The following is a 19,623-nucleotide window of genomic DNA, read 5'->3' on the forward strand; positions in this document are numbered from 1 at the left end:
TCCCATTTCTTTTTGTGAGTATATCTTTCATGGTGGCTTTAGGGGGGATTACCCCAATGCTACAGTGAAAATTCATATGAATCTTGTATAAAAAGGGTAAATAACTAAATAAATTTACCAAAAAACTTGAAAAAAGACAAACTAAATTTCCATTTTTCGACTTTTTATTTAAATTTTCATCGTGCATCTTCCACGATTTTTTATGTTACCGTGTACATATTCATAAAGATTCATCATTTCATGTTGAAATCAACCAAAACACAAAACATTATGACTAGTTTTTGGAACCTTTGTCGAGAGGGAGGAATTTACTAGGGCTTTAGTAGAACTAGTTAGATAAGAAAAAATAGACAAAGGTTGGTGTTTAGGTTGGCAGCAAAGTATATTACTATATCGAAGGCGGCTTCGCTTGTAGGGGAAAAGGTGTTTATTTTAAAGCAATGGGAAGAAGAGTATTCAGATTTTATTACAATCAAGAGAGATGAAAAAAACGCTAGGCTGTTTACAGCAGAAAATATTGAATTCTTCCAAAAGGTAAAAGCGTTTAAGGAAAGCAATATGGATACACAAACCATTAAACAGCTTTTGCAAAATCAAAAAACGACTGTTCCATCTTCAGCACAAGAAGCAAGTGACGTTACTGAATTACAAGAAACATTATTAAAAATTACGTCATTTATTGAATCACAAGAAGTCCAAAGCATGCTAAAGCTGGACGAACGTCTTGATAAGCTAGAAAAAAATGTGGTTTCATCTGTTAGCGAGAAAATTACGGAAACAGCAAAACTACAAACAGAAGTGGCTAGATTTGAATTTTCTGATGTTCAGGATATGATTACAAGTTTAGCGGTCACTGCTGAAGCGGAAAGAGCGTCATATAAGGAAGAAATACAAGTTGAACGGGAGCTCGCTCAAAAGAAAACAGATGAACGTGAAGAACGCTTCTTAACGTTTGTGAGGGAACATCAACACAGATCAGAACGAATGAAACAGGAGCAAAAATCAGGATTAGGCTTTTTAAAACAAATTTTAAGCTTTGCAAGATAATAGGAAAAGGCCGCGAAATTCTGCGGCCTTTTTGATATGTATCATTTACGATTCATCTGGTACAACTTTTTTCGTGATTTTAACACTCTTTAATTTATTATCCTCAACGTTCATGACTTCAAAATGAAGGTGATGGTACTCATAAGTTTCTCCTTCTTCTGGAAAACGCCCCATTTCTTTTAGTAAAAATCCTGTAAGAATATCTTCTTGCTCAGGAATTTTCGTTTTAAACACTTCATTTAAACGTCGCAATGCAAGCTTTCCATTACAAATAATATGATAGTCTGTTAATTCTTCAATTAGTATTTCTTCATCATGATCGGTTTCATCTTTTATTTCCTGTCCGATCATCGCTTCAATAATATCCTCGTGACTCAAAATACCTTTTGTACCGCCATATTCATCGAGAACAATCGCTAAGTGTCTGCGTTTTTTTAACATTAATTTAAAGACCTTTTCAATTGAGTGAAATTCAAATACAAAAAGTGGATCATCATCAATAAAATCTTCTAATTTTTTTTGTGGCTCTAATGACCATGATAAAAGAGATTTTGAATGTAGCACACCAACGATATGGTCCATGCTTTCTTTATAAACAGGAAAGCGGGTATGACTTCCCTCTAAGACGATTTCACGTGCTTCTTCAAAAGTTGATCCTGATGAGATTCCCTGTATTTCTGTTCGAGGAACTTTTAGTGCATCTCGAACATCCAGGTCGTAAAAGTCAATCGCTCCTTTAATTCGCTGTTCTTCATCGGTTTGTAGAATTCCTTCTGAAGTAGCGATATTAACCATCGTAATAAGCTCTTCTCTTGAAATTGAAGCAGTTTTTTCTTCATCGTTTGAAAGTTTGTTAATGACGATCCTCGTAAACCTTGATAAAAGAAAAATCAAAGGCTTAAACAAAAACAGGATAATTCTTATCACTGGAAAAACAGTATAAGCAATCTTATCTGCAAATGTAGCAGCAATTGATTTAGGTAATACCTCTGCAAAGATGATTAAAACAACCGTTAAAACTGTTGTTGCAATTCCGACACTAATGCCATATTCAAGTGCAATAATGGTCACAAGAGTTGGAAGCATAATGTTTGCAATGTTATTACCGATTAAGATGCCTGTGATTAATTCATCAGGCTTTGAAATGAGATCAAGAAGTTTTTGCGATTTCTTATCATTATTTTCTGCTCTGCTCTTTAATTTCATTTTATTAACAGCTGTTAAAGCAGTTTCACTTCCTGATAAGAAAAAAGACATAAATAGAAAAAACGCTATAGCTATAAGCAAAATGTTATTCCTCCAACAAATTGAAACTGAAAATTTTTTACCTTTTATTATCTTATCGATTTTAGCGGAAAAAGTCGATTAATCCGTAAGGAATTATATGAAAAAATTATTCTTCTTCTATTATATAAAGTTCTTCGAATTGTCCATCTTCATTCACACTATAGCGAACCTTTAACTGAGCGGTAGGAAATGAAATGTTTCTTTCGTAGTATTCTTTCCCATCCTCAGTTATGGCATGTGATTCAAATCCTTCGTACGTAGCTGATTTACTCGCGTACGTTAAATACTCTGATAGCGTTAAGTTTCCATATTGATCTTCAAAAAAGCCTTCCCAACGTGCTTTCCATTCATCTAAGTTATGCTGAATATTTTGCTCTGTTAAGTTAGGCGCAAGTCTGATAATTGTCTGATATGAGCCCTCCTGTATAAGGGAGGCTATTTGAAAGCCTGGATCGTTTAGATGGTACGCACTATAATTATTTTTACTGTCAAGGAATGCGCTGACCTTTTCTTTCGTCCATTCAGTTGAAAACCAATAATAAGGATAGCTATACATGATCGTATCATTTCTGATCGGTAAGAATATCTGGCCTGTTTCATTAACATCAAAGTATGTTTCGGTTTGTTGAAATCCAAAAGCTCCGTCTTGAGGTTGATTAAACTCCGATAAATAAAAGAACACATCGTTTCCTTCGTTATTAACCATCATTGTTACAGCAGGCTGTGGAATGTCACTCTCCCAATTTAACAGCGAGATAGACTCTTGTTGCGAATTTCGGTAATAGATGGTGTCATTAATGATTGATTTATGTAATGTATAAATAAAGTCTACCTTTTTAATTTCATGCTCTCCACCATTAGTTGTAGTTACTATACCGACTGTACCTGTTCCCGATATTTTTTCCGGTTCATTTTCTAATGAAGGAAGAGATAATTTTATTTTGATTTTTTCATCATTACGCCATTCATATGTTGGAAACGTGTCATCTAGAATGTATCCATTTGCGGATTGATAAGAAAGTCCTTCAAATGTTTGCTTTTCTGAGAAATCTAAAAACATTAGGTATTCACCTTTTGCCAAATTTGCTCCTAGGAGGGGTAAGGAGAATAGAACAAAATAGCAAGCAAGTAGGAATGGTAGCTTAATTTTATCGTTAAATTCCTTTGTTGCTTCGTCTTCGTCCTTTTCGTATAAACGTCCCATAACAGTAAGGATGGCCGCTGAGCCTATAAAAGGATAAACGATGAGTATCGTGATATAGATTACAGACTCCGGTAGAGTTTGTAATGATAATGTGAGCAAAAACGTACTAAACATTAGTAAAAGAGCAAATCTAATTAAAAACCAAAAATGTTGCTGTACTAAATTTTTTGATTCTCCAAGTGCCTCTGTGATATCACAATCCTCTAAAACAACAACATATGGAGTAAGGATATACGGAATAGTCAATAAAAATAAAACAATCACAAAGGGACCGATAAATGAACCTAGTATTATTACTACTACCATTATAATTGCGAACAGGATATGCAGTAGAAAAAAACGCTTGAAATAATATCGACCTTCATGAAAGATTATGGCTTTTTCTTCAGTAAGTGCTGATTTTAAACTACCTAAATAAGCACCCATCAAAAAGCTTCTGATGACAAAAAATGCAGCCGTGATAATAAGGGATAAGACCACGTTATAATCGAGTGTGGGATGAATAAATCCTGCTGGCACTTTTAAATCACTAATTTCTGGTATCCAGATTGGATATGTTCCAGTAGGTTGAAAGGGTTGGATAGGGTTCCCTATCGTAAATTCTATTGAATCAAAAATAGTAAACCCCCACAAAGCTCCTGTCGTTACAAAGAGAGTTAATAATACATCTAAAAAAATTGGGATAAGAACAATCTTTGGTTGCCGAAATAGAAAGAATATACTATCTATAAACTTCAAATCATCACTCCTCAATAGGAAATAAATAAAAAAGAAGCAGACTGACACTCACATCCCAAACGTAGTCTAGGTATGCGTGTTGTTAGTCGCTTCTTGTAGGTTCTATCTATTATTTCTTTTTAACTTTACCTGTCCAGTTTTTATAACCACCTTTTAAGCAGTTTAAGTCATTATAGCCTTTACGTTTCAGCATTTGTGCGGCACGACCACTACGAACTGTGTTTTGGCAGTATAAGTAGACTGGCTTATCTGGACGAATTTCCTTTAAACGTTGACGTAACTGAGAAAGCGGGATGTTTCTAGCTCCAAGAATATGTCCACCTTCAAACTCATTTGGTTCGCGAACATCAATTAATTGTGCTTTACGATAGCCTGCACGAAAATCTTCTTCAGGTAATTGCTTCATTATTTTACGTTGGTAGAAAAAGTTAAAAGCAGTGTACGCAATTAAAGCGGCTGCTAAAATGATAAATAAAATAGTTGTTGTCAATGCTCTCGACCCCTTTAATATCTTTGTTTGTAGCTCATAAGAACTCTTATAAGACTTCTATTATTATATAAGAGCTTGTCTGAAATGTCATCAGGTTACATGCAATATTATTTTCTTCTTATAAAAGTTCTGCTAGACTAAATAAGTAAAATTAATGAACAAAGAGGGTTACAACATGATAAAAGAAGTTTGGAGATACATTGATTCTGGTAATTGTTCACCAGCATATAATATGGCTTTGGACGAAGCGCTTTTAGAATGGCATAGTGAAGGAAAGATTCCTCCAACAATACGATTTTATGGTTGGAATCCGGCAACTCTTTCAATTGGATATTTTCAAAAGGTAGAAAAAGAAATTGATTTAGAAGCTGTAAAAAAATATGGTTTAGGGTTTGTACGAAGACCAACCGGTGGAAGAGGAGTGCTTCACGACCAAGAACTTACATATAGTGTCATTGTTTCAGAGGCGCATCCTGAAATGCCTAAAACTGTAACAGAGGCTTACAGAGTAATATCTGAAGGAATACTAGAGGGCTTTAAAAACCTCGGTCTTGATGCATATTTTGCTATACCGCGGACAGATGAAGAAAAGGCTGGCTTGAAATCACCTCGTTCGGCTGTTTGCTTCGATGCCCCATCATGGTATGAGCTTGTTGTTGAGGGGCGTAAAGTTGCGGGAAGTGCACAAACACGGCAAAAGGGTGTAATTCTTCAGCATGGATCGATACTACTAGATCTTGATGAAGATATGTTATTTAACTTATTCAAGTATCCTAATGATCGTGTAAAAGAGAGAATGCAGCGTGCTTTTAAAAATAAAGCCGTGGCGACAAATGAACTAAGAGCTGAGCCAGTAACAATTGATGAGGCAAAAAAGGCATTTAAAGAAGGCTTCGAAAAAGGCCTTAAAATAGAGCTTGAGTCTTATACATTAACAAGTGAAGAAGAAGCTTATGTAAATGAAATTGCTAAGAATAAGTATGAAAGTGAAGAGTGGAATTTTAAAAGGTAAATGATGAAGAGGCGTGATCTCAAATGATTGCGTCCTTTATTATTTTAGAAGAAGTCAGACTTGTAGAACTTTGACGAAAAGTAATTTTACAAACTTGAAAGTAATGAAAGCTTGATGCAGCAACATTTTCCGACACAAAACATCATGCAAGTGACAAAATTCTTCAAAAATCCCCTTTTTTGCTCATAAATCATTCTAAACCTTTCATTTGCTTTCTTTTTTAATAAGTTATCAATTTGACAAAATGAAAAATAGTTGACCTAAAAACTATATGTAGTATTGTTTGTGAGAAACTAGGCACTATATATTGAATAATGCATTTGGATATGATAAATTAAATCAGGAGATTTACTAGAAAGATAGAGGAGTTGGTACAATGACAGTTGTTACTGAGCAGAAGATGAGCTTAGATGTGGAGAAGCTTAATAAAGATATTAGTGCATTCCCACAAGTTCATCCTATTACAAAAGATATGAAGTTAACTCATAAAGGTGTTTCAAGACTAGTTATGCTAGATCGTTACACATTTAAAGATACGGAAAAAATTACGTTATCTGAAGGGGACTTCGTTGTCTTAACAATTAAAGAAGACCCTAAATTTCCAGCGAGAGGACTTGGGTATATTAAGTCAATCGATTGGGAAGCAAAAACGGCAAGTGTTCTAGTCGATGAGGAGTATAGACACTCACTAGACAAACCTGAGGAAGTGGAAACAGGAATCGTAAAACGCTCGTTAGACGTCATTGAAAAACCACTTGAAATCTTTTACGAACAAATTGCAAAAAGAAATGCAACGGGATTAGCATCGGTTGAAACAACAGAAGAAAAACGTCAAGAATGGTTTGAAAAGTTTTATCAAGAGCTTGTGAATCTAAACTTTATTCCAGCCGGCCGTGTTCTTTATGGAGCTGGTGCAGGAACAGAAGTAACTTATTTTAACTGCTACGTAATGCCATTTGTAAAAGATTCACGTGAAGGAATCTCAGAGCACCGTAAGCAGGTAATGGAAATCATGAGCCGAGGTGGCGGTGTTGGAACGAACGGTTCAACATTACGACCACGAAACACACTTGCAAAAGGTGTTAACGGAAAATCATCTGGTTCGGTTTCATGGTTAGATGATATTGCGAAGTTGACTCATCTTGTTGAGCAGGGTGGATCAAGACGAGGTAGAGTACAATAACGCGTGCCTCGTCTATAAAAAACCTCGTGAATTGCTGGAAACTCTTTATGGTTTAAGTTATTAATTACTTCTAGATCTTCATAATTGAAAGATAATTAACTAGAGGTGAATTAAAAATGATAAAACCATATGATGCATCTGAATTACAAGAATGTAAAATATGTCATTTTCAAATATCTCATAACAAACAAGGGAAGTTCACGTCACATCTAAAGAAAGATGGTCTTACATTAAATGAATACCTTTTAAAACACTATTACCAAGACAATGACTTGAAATGCGCATATGAGTTATGTCGAAGGCTTGTAACATTAAGAAGAGGGAAGCCTAACAAGTTTTGTAGTATTTCATGTGGTGCTAAAGGAAAACCATTAGTTTGCCAAACATGCGGTAAGAAGTTTGAGGCTAAACATAGAGGTACCAAAACCTGTAGTCAAATATGTGCACGAAAGTTAAAATCACAAAAGCTTGCTAATTGGCATCATTCAATGAGCAATGAACAAAAGCAGGAACATTTTAGGACTATAATTAATAAAACAGCAAAAACTAGAAAGTTAAATAAAACTCCTTCTTGGAATAGTGGTAAAACTGGGATTTATAGTAAAGAGACCATAGATAAGATTCGTGCATCTATATTGAAACAAATGGAAAATCAAGTCTTTAAAAAAACAACAATTGAAAGGTTAATGGAGGAGTATTTAAAGAGACTCAATATAAAATACAAATACTCTTTTGTTTTGAAAGGCAGACAATTTGATTTTCTTTTAATAGAGCACAAATTAATTATAGAATGTGATGGTGACTACTGGCATGCAAATCCAAAATTTTATCCTGAACCTATGCAGTGGCAAATACAGAGGATAAAAATAGATATTGAAAAAAATGAGATTGCCTTAAAAAACGGATTTCAAATAGTCCGTTTTTGGGAAGATGACATATTAAATAATTTTGATAATGTAAAATGCATCATACATGACTTACTGGCTACAACGTAACTGGAAACGGTAAGCGTGAATGCTTAAAAACAGTAAGTGGATAAAGACAATCAGCAGCCAAGCTCCTATTATGGAGAAGGTTCAACGACCATCGAAAACACGTCATACATGGCGGAAGTGAGTAGAGTAGGGATTAAGTGATCCCGAAGTGCGAGGGCACTCAGATAGAGTGTAAGATATGGTCTGAACTCTAAGGTGACTTAGAGAGTTGATCTAACGAATCAACGTAACATTTTTATAAGGCGCAAATGATCATGCTGGCAGACTGGCATCCTGACATCATAGAATTCATTATCTCAAAAATGCAAAATCCAAGAATTTTACGTTACCTAATTGAAAACACAAACGATGAAGCGATTAAAAAATACGCTCAAGATAAATTAAAATTCACACCACTAACACAACAAGAAATTGATATGTATCAAGGAATTGTGAACTACAAGCAAATTCCGGGCACAGGTGGATTTAGTGAAAAGATTATTAAAGACGCAGAGTTAAAACTACGTACTGGCGGTACTTACAGTGTTCATAATTCAGAGTTTTTAACAGGAGCAAATATTTCTGTTACTTTAACAAAAGATTTTATGGAAGCCGTTGAGAATGATGCCGAATATGAGCTTCGATTCCCAGATGTAGAGAGCTACACTCAGCAAGAAATGAACAAATACAATGAAAACTGGCATAAAGTTGGGGATGTACGTGAATGGGCGGGTCAAGGCTACAAAGTTCGTACGTACCGCAAAATTAAAGCAAAAGAGCTTTGGAACTTAATTAATATTTGTGCAACGTATTCAGCAGAGCCAGGTATTTTCTTTATAGATAATGCAAACGACATGACAAATGCTAAAGCATATGGTCAACAAGTTGTTGCGACAAATCCGTGTGGCGAGCAACCCCTCGCGCCATATTCCGTTTGTAACTTAGCAGCAGTGAACCTTGCGGAAATGGCAAACAAAGAAACAAAAACTGTTGACTTCGATAAGCTTAGAAAAACAGTTGAAGTTGGTGTGAGAATGCAAGATAACGTAATCGATGCAACTCCATACTTCTTACCAGAAAACAAACATCAAGCTCTAGGTGAGCGTCGTGTCGGTCTTGGTGTAATGGGTCTTCATGACTTACTAATCTATTGTGAAACAGAGTACGGTTCTGAAGAAGGTAATCAGTTAGTAGATAAAGTATTTGAAACGATTGCTACTACTGCATACCGTGCATCTATTGAACTTGCTAAAGAAAAGGGAAGCTTCCCATTCTTAGCTGGTGAACAAGAAGTAGAAACAAATCGTTTAAGAGAAGCATTCACACAAACAGGCTTTATGAGCAAAATGCCTGAAGATATTCGTGAAGGTGTAAAAGAATACGGAATTCGTAATTCACATCTATTGACTGTTGCTCCTACTGGATCCACAGGAACAATGGTTGGCGTCGCAACAGGCCTTGAGCCTTACTTCTCATTCTCTTACTTCCGTAGCGGGCGTTTAGGGAAGTTCATTGAAGTAAAAGCGGATATCGTTCAAGAATATTTAGATCAACATCCAGAAGCAGATGCGAATAACCTACCATCATGGTTCGTATCAGCAATGGAATTAGCACCGGAAGCACATGCTGACGTACAATGTGTTATCCAACGTTGGATTGATAGTTCGATCAGTAAAACTGTAAATGCTCCTAAAGGTTACACAGTTGAGCAAGTTGAAAAAGTGTATGAGCGTTTATATAAAGGTGGAGCAAAAGGCGGTACTGTTTATGTAGATGGTAGCCGTGACACACAAGTACTAACATTAAAAGCAGAAGAAAATACGTTTGATGATAGTGACGAAGAAGTTGTTCCGAAAGAAAAAGGGAAAGTAGTACTTGTAGATACTATAAATGACCTTCGTTCAACAGACGTTACAATTGGTAATGAAGTAGGGAACACTTGCCCGGTTTGTCGTGAAGGTACGGTTGAAGATTTAGGCGGCTGTAACACATGTACGAGCTGTGGAGCACAATTGAAGTGCGGGTTATAATATGAACTTTTAAAAAGGATCTGACCATGTCAGGTCCTTTTTATATGAGGAGGAGTGAAATTCATCATGTCGAAAAATGATGAATTTTATCTATTCGAAGATACGATCCCAATAATCGTAGATAAATCTCAGGAATCGTAGATAAAATGGACAAAATCGAAGATAAACTCCTTATAATCGAAGATAAAAGAACCTCGCAACAGATTTTAATGTCACTTCATTTTAAATACACTACCTGAAAATGCTATAGAAATGAGCGATCAAGTTATTTTCTCATGGAGAATTTGTTCTATACTAGGATCACTCATGAAATTGGGAGTGCTTTCCTAATATTCCTTGTCATTACCCTTAAACTCATGTAAAATTGTAATGATTTCGTTAAAAAAGATCGGCAATTCTGGAGGGGACTACATGCCAACACCTAGTATGGAAGATTATATCGAACAAATTTATTTACTTATTGAAGATAAAGGATATGCACGTGTTTCTGATATTGCAGAAGCATTGGCTGTTCATCCCTCCTCCGTCACAAAAATGGTTCAGAAATTAGATAAAGATGAGTATTTAATTTATGAGAAATATCGCGGACTCGTGTTAACGAATAAAGGGAAGAAAACAGGAAAACGACTAGTTTATCGCCATGAGCTGCTAGAGCAGTTTTTAACTATTATCGGCGTTGATCAAGATAAGATATATAATGATGTTGAAGGTATTGAGCATCATCTAAGTTGGAATGCAATCGATCGAATTGGAGATCTTGTTCAATATTTTGAAGAAAAAGAAGAGAGAATTCAATCACTACGGAATATCCAAAAAAATAATGAAGAGTAAGAAAAGCGGTGAATGATAGTTAATCTACATTCACCGCTTTTTTGTTTGTTCAAAAAGATACTTGGTATAAAAAGTAACCAACTCCTTGTCTGTGTAAAGAAACATTGTAATGATAAGAAAGGTAAAATCACTATTAATGTAGTGGAATATTATTTTGATTATTATCCTGAGAAAGAATTAGAAGCTTTTTTGAAAAAGGGTGCCGCGAGGGTGTGATCCTTTTTCTGCAATGTTCCTTAATGTATTTAACTCTTTAACGCAAGTTAGCAGTAAAGGTTTAAAGTGATAATATCGAAATATGTCGAAAGAAAGTTCTTTTAATATGACAAAAAACGACAATATTAGAATATTTTTTATGTGATAATATTCACTACTTTCATTATATTTTAATAATTTAAAATTTTAACAAGATAATTGGTAGGTGATCAAATGAGTAAAGAACCTATACTTCAAATAAGAGATTTAAAGGTATCCTTTCGTTCTGAAAAAAAGCTGGTCCCAGCAGTTGATGGAATAAGTTTCGAGTTAAATAAAGGCGAAATCTTAGGGATTGTTGGAGAGTCGGGAAGTGGAAAGAGTGTTACATCATTGTCAACAATGGGATTAATACCTAGCCCTCCTGGTGTGATTGAGCATGGTGAAATATTATTTGAAGGTAAAGACCTAACAAAATTTAGTGAAAAAGAAATGCGAGGCATTCGAGGGAATCAGATATCGATGATCTTCCAGGAGCCTATGACATCATTAAACCCATTGTTTACAATAGGCAATCAATTAATTGAAGCTTTAAAGTTACATACAAATCTAGCGAAAAAAGAGGCAAGACTGCGTGCAATTGAATTGCTTAAGTTAGTTGGAATACCAAGAGCAGATGAAATCGTTAATGATTATCCACATCAACTCTCCGGGGGGATGAGGCAAAGGGTAATGATTGCGATGGCGATGGCCTGTAATCCGCAAGTCTTAATCGCGGACGAACCTACAACTGCCCTAGATGTTACGATACAAGCCCAAATTCTATCTCTTATGAAAGATTTAAATGAAAGAATGAATACATCGATTATTTTTATTACTCATGACTTAGGAGTAGTGGCAGAAGTATGTGATAGGGTAATTGTTATGTATTCCGGTCAAATTGTCGAACAAGGTGACGTAAAAACAATCTTGAAAAATCCTAAACATCCATATACAAAGGGATTAATTAAATCGGTTCCTGATATTCGAGGGAAAAAAGATCGGTTATACAGTATACCTGGTAACGTTCCACGACCTGGAAGTATTATAAACGGATGTCGTTTTGCTGCAAGATGTGAGGAAATGTTTGGTCAATGCCAAGAAGAAACACCTCAACTATATAAAATGGAAAAAGAAGATCATAATGTTCGATGCTTTTTGCATAGTGGAAAGGAGGAAGTAGAGAAAAATGACAGAGTTACTTCTTCAAGTTAACGGGTTAAAAAAGTATTTCCCTATAAATGGTGGATTACTTGGCAAAAAGCAAGGTGAAGTGAAAGCGGTTGATGATTTATCTTTCTTCGTTAAAAAGGGCGAAACATTAGGAATCGTAGGTGAAAGTGGTTGTGGGAAATCTACAACAGGCCGATTGCTTATGAGATTAATAGAAGCTAGTGACGGAAGCATCATTTTTGAAGATAAAGATCTTAGGAACCTGTCTAAAACAGAATTAAGAAAAACACGAAGAGACATACAAATGGTTTTCCAGGATCCTTATGCTTCTTTAAATCCGAGACATTCTATTGAAAAAATTTTAGAAGAGCCCCTTATTGTACATGGTATTGGTTCAAAAGAAGAGAGAAAGAAACGAGTTCAAGAGATGTTAGAAATCGTTGGCTTGAGCAGCTACCATGCAAGAAGGTATCCACATCAATTTAGTGGTGGACAACGTCAAAGGATTGGTATTGCGAAAGCGCTTATGACAAAGCCTAAATTAATTATCGCCGATGAGCCGGTGTCAGCATTGGACGTATCCATACAAGCCCAGGTACTAAACTTAATGAAAGATATACAAAATGAGTTTCAACTTACCTATATCTTTATTGCTCATGACCTTGGTGTTGTTCGTCATATTAGTGACCGAGTGGGTGTTATGTATTTAGGTAGATTAATAGAGTTATCTGATAGTGAGGAACTTTATACGAACCCGATGCATCCTTATACACAGGCACTACTATCTGCTGTACCTATCGCAGATCCAGAAAATAATCGTGAGAGAATTACGATTACTGGTGAAATACCAAGTCCATCGAATCCTCCTGCAGGATGCGCCTTTCATACAAGATGCTCAGAATGTATGGACATTTGTAAAACAACTCGACCAGAATATAAAAATATAAATGGTCATTTTGTTGCATGTCATTTATACAATGACTAACATGCAGCATTTATGATAAATAAAAAAATGGGGGTAAGAAAGCGAATGAAAAACAAATCACTCAAGCTGCTACTTATTTCACTATTAGCGATTAGTATGCTTCTAGTTGGATGTAGTGGTAACTCAAACGAAAAAGCTGGTGGCGAAGGACAGTCTTCTAGCGAAGGAGAGAAAAAGGATACTTTAGTTTTTGGACGTGGGGGAGATTCGACATCTCTTGATCCAATTACAACAACTGAAGGTGAAACATTTAAAGTAACTGAAAACATTTTTGAAACCTTAGTTGAATATGGAGAGCAAGATACAACACTTCACCCAGGACTTGCAGAGTCATGGGAAGTTTCAAAAGATGCTCTTACATACACATTAAAGCTACGTCAAGGTGTTAAATTCCATGACGGTACAGATTTTAATGCAGAAGCAGTTGTTTTTAACTTTGAACGTTGGATGAATGGAAATGCAGATGATTTTCCTTACTACACAATGTTTGGGGGATTTAAAGGTGAAGAAGGGCATGTTATTGAGTCTGTTACAGCTGTAGATGAAAATACAGTTCAATTTGTTCTAAACCGCCCACAAGCTCCATTCTTAAAGAACCTAGCAATGTCTCCATTTGGAATCGCTAGTCCGACTGCAGTTGAAGAATCTGGTGACAAATTTAGAGAAAATCCAGTTGGTACTGGTCCATTTAAATTTGTGGAGTGGAAACAAAACGATCGTATTGTACTTGAAAAGAATGAGGATTACTGGTTAGAAGGTTTTCCTAAGTTAAAGCAAGTTATTTTCCGTGTTATTCCTGAAAACTCATCAAGACTCAATGCTTTAACAAATGGTGAAATTGATCTTATGGATGGGTTAAATAATTCAGATGAAGCAACAATTACAGGTAATGATCAGCTTCAATTAATTGAGCGTCCATCGATGAATACTGGATACTTAGGATTTACAGTAAATCGTCCTCCATTTGATAATAAACTTGTACGTCAAGCATTAAACCATGCAGTTGATAAAGAAGCAATTATCGAAGCATTTTATGGTGGTAAAGCAGAAGTTGCAAAGAACCCAATGCCGCCTTCTGTTGAAGGATACAATGATGAGATTGAAGCATATCCTTATGATTTAGAAAAAGCAAAGGAATTATTAGCTGAAGCAGGCTATGCTGATGGATTTGAAATGGATCTTTGGGCTATGCCAGTTGCACGTCCTTATATGCCTGAAGGCATGAAGGTAGCAGAGGTTATCCAAGCGTCATTTGCTGAGATTGGCGTTAAAGCAGAAATTCAATCAGTTGACTGGGCAACTTACTTAGATAAAGCTGCTAAAGGTGAGTTTGACGCTTACATGTTAGGTTGGACTGGTGATAATGGAGATCCTGATAACTTCTTATACACACTTTTAGACAAAGATAGTATTGGAAGTAACAACTATTCTTATTACAGTAATGATGAGCTTCATGATGTATTAATTAAAGCTCAAACTGAAACAGAGCAAAACACAAGAAATGATTTATACAAACAAGCTCAAGAAATCATTCATGATGATGCACCATGGGTACCATTGGTTCACTCAACACCGTTATTAGCAGGAACTAGTGATTTAGTAAATTATTTACCACATCCAACTGGTTCTGAGGCATTAACGAAAGTTGAATTTAAATAATCATGTAAAGAAAGGGGAGCTCTGTCTCCCCTTTTGTTAAGCAAAATATTGATAGTTTCTACAAAAAGAGGTGAGCAATATGTTTTCTTATACAGTCCGTCGTGTTTTTTCACTTATACCCGTATTGTTTGGAATGACATTAGTTGTGTTTGCAATAATACGTGCTATACCAGGTGATCCAGCGCAGGTTATTCTTGGACAAAAGGCTACGAAAGAGGCCATTGCTACATTAACGACAGAACTAGGATTAGATAAACCATGGTATATCCAATATGTGGATTATATAAAAGCACTTTTGACAGGAGATCTTGGAACCTCCCTTAGAACTAGGGGTCCAATTAATGAGGAAATTTGGCCGTACTTAGCTGCAACGATTGAACTAACGATCGTGGCGATGATAATCGCTATATTTATAGGGGTAAATGCAGGTATTATTAGTGCATGGTTCTCAAATTCATGGTTTGATTATTTAGCTATGATCTTGGCGTTAGTTGGTGTATCAATGCCAATTTTCTGGCTTGGCTTAATGGAGCAATGGGCGTTTTCGATAGAGTTAGGATGGTTGCCTTCAACAGGAAGAGAAGATGTTAGGAACCCGATAACCGCCATAACGAATATTTATATGATCGATACCTTGCTTCAGGGCAGGACAGATCAATTTGTTCAGGTACTACAGCACCTTATCCTTCCAAGTTTGGCATTAGCTACAATACCGATGGCGATTATCGCAAGAATGACTCGTTCTACAATGTTGGAAGTAATGAAATCTGATTATATTCGTACAGCTAGAGCAAAAGGTCTAAAAATGTTCTGGGTTGTTTATAAACATGCTTTAAAAAATGCTATTATTCCAGTTCTAACTGTAATTGGTTTGCAAACAGGTCTGTTATTAGGTGGAGCCATTTTAACAGAAACGATTTTCGGTTGGCCGGGAATTGGTCGTTATTTATATGATGCAATCGGTTATCGAGATTATCCAGTTATACAATCAGGAATCTTAGTCATTGCAGCCATTTTTATTTTAATCAATTTAATCGTCGATTTATTATATGCTGTCGTTGATCCACGTATAAAATATCATCAATAATTAGAATGGGGGGATAATTGTGGCAGAGTTAGCAAAAAACACTCCAAATCCTTTGAATACCGCTGTTGAGGAACAAGTAACACCACCTTGGAAAGAGGCTTGGAAATCCTTCTGTAAAAATAAATTAGCGCTTGTTGGTCTTGGGATTGTTATCTTTTTTATCATTCTGGCCATATTGGCGCCTGTTATTGCTCCTTATGGCTTTAAGGAACAGGAATTATCAAAACGACTGTTAGCACCATCAAGTGAGCATTGGTTTGGAACAGATGATTTCGGGCGTGATATTCTCTCAAGAATTCTCTATGGTGCTCGAATTTCGCTGTGGGTTGGTTTCTTTTCTGTATTAGGTTCTGCGATTTTTGGTACACTTTTAGGGATTATTGCAGGCTATTATGGACGTTGGGTCGATTCAATTATTTCAAGAATCTTTGATATTATGCTTGCCTTTCCAAGTATTTTATTAGCGATAGCTGTAGTAGCGATCCTTGGACCATCTTTACAAAATGCTTTAATTGCAATTGCTATTATAAATATTCCTAACTTTGGTCGTCTGGTTAGATCAAAGGTTTTGAGTGTGAAACAAGAAGAGTATATTATGGCAGCAAGGGCAGTAGGGATGAAGGATAGCAGAATCCTATTTAGACATATCCTGCCGAATAGTATGACGCCCATCATTGTACAAGCAACACTAGCTATCGCAACAGCTATCATTGAAGCTGCAGCTCTAGGTTTCCTAGGGTTAGGAGCACAAGCACCAAATCCGGAGTGGGGAAAAATGCTGTCAGATTCTAAGCAGTACCTTGTACAAGCGCCATGGACACTTTTCTTTCCTGGATTAGCGATTATGTTAACAGTACTAGGGTTTAATTTAATGGGTGATGGTTTACGAGATGTTCTTGATCCAAAAATGAAACAATAAAGTCTTTAGGAAAAACCCTTTTATTGATAAGGGTTTTTTCTTTGAGTTTATGTTTTATAGCTAGTAAGTTTGAAAGGTCATCTCAAAATATAAGTACATGGTGTAAATGATTCCCCTAAATGATGATTGATGGTCTATTTTCATTTCCCTGCTCTTACACTATTAGAGGGAAGGGGAGAGGCCGATGCAAATTGATGGTGTTTTCTCAGGTGGGGGTATTAAAGGGTTTGCGCTCATTGGTGCCTATCAGGCGATTGAAAAAAGGGGATATCAATTTAAAAGGCTAGCTGGTACAAGTGCAGGTTCTATTATTTCTGCATTCATTATTGCAGGTTATACAAGTGATGAAATTTTGAAGATAATGGATGAAGTAGATTTGAAAATGTTTTTGGATGAACGTAAATCTCTTCTGCCTTTACCATTTACGAAATGGCTCTCATTATATTGGAATCTTGGGTTATATAAAGGGAATAAATTAGAGGAATGGCTATGTCAGAGGCTAAAAGAAAGAGGTATTTCCACGTTTGCTGATATAGCACCGGGGAGTTTAAGAGTTATTGCTTCTGATTTAACCAATGGAAGGTTGATTGTTATACCTGATGATCTCCATCAGTACGGTATTAACTCACAATCCTTTTCTGTGGCAAAGGCAGTGCGCATGAGTTGTAGCTTACCTTATTTTTTTGAACCTGTTAAGTTGAATACTTCTAAGGGGGCTACTATATTTGTAGATGGGGGAGTTCTTAGCAATTTCCCGATTTGGCTATTTTATCAGCAGGATAAGCCTTTTAAAACAAGGCCGGTTCTTGGCGTAAAGCTTAGTTATAGTGAAAAAGAACGACCTAAAAAGAAGATTAATAATGCAATTGATTTATTTGGAGCATTATTTGAAACAATGAAGGAAGCACATGATGGGCGGCATATTTCAAGACGACATGAAAAAGATATGGTGTTTATCCCTGTTGAGGATATTGTAACAACCGAATTTGAATTAAATGAACAAAAAAAACTAGCCCTTATAGAGCTAGGTAGAAACAGAACGAATGAATTTCTAAAGAAGTGGTCTTTTTAGAAAAACGCTCTGTTTTTCTTTTTGCCTTTTTTTCCTTCTATGACAGTTAAATGAGAAGGAGTTTGTTTTTTCTTTTTGATTGCAGAGGATTTTCTTGCCTTTTTAGCTTGTGAAATGTTTTTGACATTAGAAGACTTCGTGCTACGGTCGTCAAAACGTCTTTTAGATTGCTTTGCAGCTTTCATATAAGAGGAATGTTCTTTGCCCATTCTTCTTTTTGAAAATAATCGATAAACAAGATAGATTAAACCAGCAATAGCAGCATAGATGGCGATTTGTTTTAAAAGCCATAGAGGATCAGATACTAACGTTGTAATAAAACCAATAACCCCTAAAGAGATAACAATCATGACAATCCAATTCACACGACGATTCATTTGACCACCTCCAAGAAAAGATACCAATCAAAGTAGATTATAATTAGACAATTTGTTCTGTAGATGTTTCTGTCTCTTTTTCCATCCGAATTAATTCATTAAAGCTTGCAATCGCCACTTCAACTTGATCGTTTGTAGGCTCCTTTGTTGTTAACAGTTGTAACCAGAGTCCTGGATATCCTAAATAGCGTAACACTGGTAGTTCACGAACTTTATTCGTTAGCTGTAACACTTCGAAGGAAATACCTAATACAACAGGTATCAAGGCTAGTCTGTTCACGATTCGCAGCCATAGAGGATCAGTCGGGACAAGAGTGTAAACAAACACACCCACAATCACGGTGAATAAAATAAAGCTACTACCACATCTGTAGTGCAACCTGGATTGACTTTGGACATTTTCAACTGTTAATTCCAAGTCGTTTTCATAAGTATTAATTACTTTATGCTCTGCACCGTGGTATTGAAACACCCTCCTAATTAAAGGTGTAAAAGATATAGCATATATATATGCTAATAGTAACACAAGTTTGAAAGCGCCTTCTAAGAGAATTTGCCCGAAGTCTGATGATATAAGGGGGCGGAAAAATTCGGCTAAAAAAACGGGTAGAAGAGTAAAAATCACTTTTCCAAAGAAAAATGAAAGGACCCCGACTGCTGCAATTCCCAGCCACATCGTAAGCTTTGAATCATTCTGTTTCTCAGCTAACATTTTTTCGTCATTTTCAGGATCTACTTCAAAACGTTCAGTAGCAAAATTTAGATGCTTTGAACCATTTGCACTTGCTTCGATAATGGCAACAATACCTCTTAAAAAGGGTATTTTTTTTAGTTTTGATAAAACAGGTTGATTTTTTCTAGGTAAATGAAAATAATCAATTGAGTTATCGTTTCGTCGAATGGCTGTTACATAATGATGCTTACCACCAAACATAACACCCTCGACAACAGCTTGCCCACCATATGCAGGCTTGTTTTGATTTGACATATGACACCAACCTATCTATTCCTAATTCTAAATTAAAGTAAACAACGTCTAATACAATGTTTAGCTATTATCTCTATAATACAGAATTTGAAAGGAAACCTCTAGAGCGATGTTTAGAAATGAACAATATGATTGCGTATTTCTTCTTCTGTTCATGGTTGGATTTTTTGTCAAAATAAAACCTTAGCCCCCATGTCATCTTCGTTAGTGTAACCAATAGCCTGGAAAACATTCCTTTATTTACATTATACCCATGCATTTTCCTGCTAGACATGGAATTTCCATTTTATTTGAAAATTATCTCGACTTGGTGCACGTAAACTTCCTTAGGTC

The 19,623-nt window shown here is 35.9% G+C and carries 15 protein-coding genes and 2 pseudogenes; 12 read left to right on the forward strand and 5 right to left on the reverse strand.

Annotation, left to right across the window (positions count from 1 at the left end):
• Nucleotides 1-369: 369 nt before the first annotated feature.
• On the forward strand, nucleotides 370-1,047 hold the full coding sequence (locus ACEWK1_RS07690; RefSeq protein WP_251398213.1) for a MerR family transcriptional regulator: 678 nt from the start codon (nucleotides 370-372) through the stop codon (nucleotides 1,045-1,047).
• A gap of 45 nt (nucleotides 1,048-1,092) precedes the next feature.
• Here the strand turns inward: ACEWK1_RS07690 and ACEWK1_RS07695 are convergent, their stop codons facing one another.
• From ACEWK1_RS07695 to ACEWK1_RS07705, 3 genes are all read right to left on the reverse strand, one after another.
• Entirely contained in the window at nucleotides 1,093-2,334 is a 1,242-nt protein-coding gene (locus ACEWK1_RS07695; protein WP_251398227.1) for a hemolysin family protein, read from the reverse strand.
• A 106-nt stretch (nucleotides 2,335-2,440) separates the two neighbouring features.
• Entirely contained in the window at nucleotides 2,441-4,276 is a 1,836-nt protein-coding gene (locus ACEWK1_RS07700) for a hypothetical protein (RefSeq protein ID WP_251398230.1), read from the reverse strand.
• A gap of 109 nt (nucleotides 4,277-4,385) precedes the next feature.
• The gene (locus ACEWK1_RS07705; RefSeq protein WP_232273291.1) at nucleotides 4,386-4,766 is read right to left on the reverse strand and encodes a rhodanese-like domain-containing protein; all 381 of its coding nucleotides are present in this window, start codon (nucleotides 4,764-4,766) and stop codon (nucleotides 4,386-4,388) included.
• A 175-nt stretch (nucleotides 4,767-4,941) separates the two neighbouring features.
• Between ACEWK1_RS07705 and ACEWK1_RS07710 the strand changes: the two genes are divergently transcribed.
• The 11 genes and pseudogenes from ACEWK1_RS07710 (at nucleotide 4,942) to ACEWK1_RS07760 (ending at nucleotide 17,925) form a co-directional block, all read left to right on the forward strand.
• Complete coding sequence (locus ACEWK1_RS07710) at nucleotides 4,942-5,778, forward strand: lipoate--protein ligase family protein (protein WP_212138568.1); 837 nt, start codon at nucleotides 4,942-4,944, stop codon at nucleotides 5,776-5,778.
• A gap of 376 nt (nucleotides 5,779-6,154) precedes the next feature.
• Nucleotides 6,155-6,949, forward strand: a pseudogene (locus tag ACEWK1_RS07715) (ribonucleotide reductase N-terminal alpha domain-containing protein); the annotation flags it as partial.
• Nucleotides 6,950-7,077: 128 nt separating this feature from the next.
• Nucleotides 7,078-7,956, forward strand: a complete 879-nt coding sequence (locus tag ACEWK1_RS07720; RefSeq protein WP_251398233.1) for an endonuclease domain-containing protein — start codon at nucleotides 7,078-7,080, stop codon at nucleotides 7,954-7,956.
• A 242-nt stretch (nucleotides 7,957-8,198) separates the two neighbouring features.
• Nucleotides 8,199-9,965, forward strand: a pseudogene (locus tag ACEWK1_RS07725) (vitamin B12-dependent ribonucleotide reductase); the annotation flags it as partial.
• Between the two features lie 411 nt (nucleotides 9,966-10,376).
• Complete coding sequence (mntR, locus tag ACEWK1_RS07730; protein ID WP_098796009.1) at nucleotides 10,377-10,796, forward strand: transcriptional regulator MntR; 420 nt, start codon at nucleotides 10,377-10,379, stop codon at nucleotides 10,794-10,796.
• A 429-nt stretch (nucleotides 10,797-11,225) separates the two neighbouring features.
• Nucleotides 11,226-12,245: an ABC transporter ATP-binding protein gene (locus ACEWK1_RS07735; protein ID WP_212138566.1), complete on the forward strand. Its 1,020-nt coding sequence runs from the start codon at nucleotides 11,226-11,228 to the stop codon at nucleotides 12,243-12,245.
• Nucleotides 12,220-13,188, forward strand: a complete 969-nt coding sequence (locus ACEWK1_RS07740) for an ABC transporter ATP-binding protein (protein WP_121662752.1) — start codon at nucleotides 12,220-12,222, stop codon at nucleotides 13,186-13,188. The genes ACEWK1_RS07735 and ACEWK1_RS07740 overlap by 26 nt, the downstream gene beginning before the upstream one ends.
• Before the next feature lie 45 nt (nucleotides 13,189-13,233).
• Entirely contained in the window at nucleotides 13,234-14,847 is a 1,614-nt protein-coding gene (locus ACEWK1_RS07745) for an ABC transporter substrate-binding protein (protein ID WP_121662751.1), read from the forward strand.
• A gap of 79 nt (nucleotides 14,848-14,926) precedes the next feature.
• On the forward strand, nucleotides 14,927-15,934 hold the full coding sequence (locus ACEWK1_RS07750) for an ABC transporter permease (protein ID WP_121662750.1): 1,008 nt from the start codon (nucleotides 14,927-14,929) through the stop codon (nucleotides 15,932-15,934).
• Nucleotides 15,935-15,953: 19 nt separating this feature from the next.
• On the forward strand, nucleotides 15,954-16,853 hold the full coding sequence (nikC, locus tag ACEWK1_RS07755; protein ID WP_121662749.1) for a nickel transporter permease: 900 nt from the start codon (nucleotides 15,954-15,956) through the stop codon (nucleotides 16,851-16,853).
• Between the two features lie 184 nt (nucleotides 16,854-17,037).
• The gene (locus tag ACEWK1_RS07760) at nucleotides 17,038-17,925 is read left to right on the forward strand and encodes a patatin-like phospholipase family protein (RefSeq protein ID WP_121662748.1); all 888 of its coding nucleotides are present in this window, start codon (nucleotides 17,038-17,040) and stop codon (nucleotides 17,923-17,925) included.
• On the opposite strand, the gene ACEWK1_RS07765 is transcribed toward ACEWK1_RS07760, so the two are convergent.
• Nucleotides 17,922-18,302 (reverse strand): SA1362 family protein, encoded by a 381-nt coding sequence (locus tag ACEWK1_RS07765; protein ID WP_121662747.1) that lies wholly within the window; start codon nucleotides 18,300-18,302, stop codon nucleotides 17,922-17,924. The genes ACEWK1_RS07760 and ACEWK1_RS07765 overlap by 4 nt on opposite strands.
• Nucleotides 18,303-18,345: 43 nt before the next feature.
• The gene (locus ACEWK1_RS07770) at nucleotides 18,346-19,290 is read right to left on the reverse strand and encodes a DUF1385 domain-containing protein (protein ID WP_121662746.1); all 945 of its coding nucleotides are present in this window, start codon (nucleotides 19,288-19,290) and stop codon (nucleotides 18,346-18,348) included.
• Nucleotides 19,291-19,623 lie beyond the last annotated feature (333 nt).

The organism is Metabacillus sp. YM-086 (genome assembly GCF_048059995.1).
GTDB classification, from domain to species: domain Bacteria; phylum Bacillota; class Bacilli; order Bacillales; family Bacillaceae; genus Metabacillus; species Metabacillus litoralis_B.

Bases quoted from the DNA above. Each gene is read 5' to 3' on its own strand.
- ACEWK1_RS07710 (WP_212138568.1), top strand. From the start codon at position 4,942: ATGATAAAAGAAGTTTGGAGATACATTGATTCTGGTAATTGTTCACCA.
- ACEWK1_RS07720 (WP_251398233.1), top strand. From the start codon at position 7,078: ATGATAAAACCATATGATGCATCTGAATTACAAGAATGTAAAATATGT.
- mntR (WP_098796009.1), top strand. From the start codon at position 10,377: ATGCCAACACCTAGTATGGAAGATTATATCGAACAAATTTATTTACTT.
- ACEWK1_RS07735 (WP_212138566.1), top strand. From the start codon at position 11,226: ATGAGTAAAGAACCTATACTTCAAATAAGAGATTTAAAGGTATCCTTT.
- ACEWK1_RS07740 (WP_121662752.1), top strand. From the start codon at position 12,220: ATGACAGAGTTACTTCTTCAAGTTAACGGGTTAAAAAAGTATTTCCCT.
- ACEWK1_RS07745 (WP_121662751.1), top strand. From the start codon at position 13,234: ATGAAAAACAAATCACTCAAGCTGCTACTTATTTCACTATTAGCGATT.
- ACEWK1_RS07750 (WP_121662750.1), top strand. From the start codon at position 14,927: ATGTTTTCTTATACAGTCCGTCGTGTTTTTTCACTTATACCCGTATTG.
- ACEWK1_RS07760 (WP_121662748.1), top strand. From the start codon at position 17,038: ATGCAAATTGATGGTGTTTTCTCAGGTGGGGGTATTAAAGGGTTTGCG.
- ACEWK1_RS07765 (WP_121662747.1), bottom strand. From the start codon at position 18,302: ATGAATCGTCGTGTGAATTGGATTGTCATGATTGTTATCTCTTTAGGG.
- ACEWK1_RS07770 (WP_121662746.1), bottom strand. From the start codon at position 19,290: ATGTCAAATCAAAACAAGCCTGCATATGGTGGGCAAGCTGTTGTCGAG.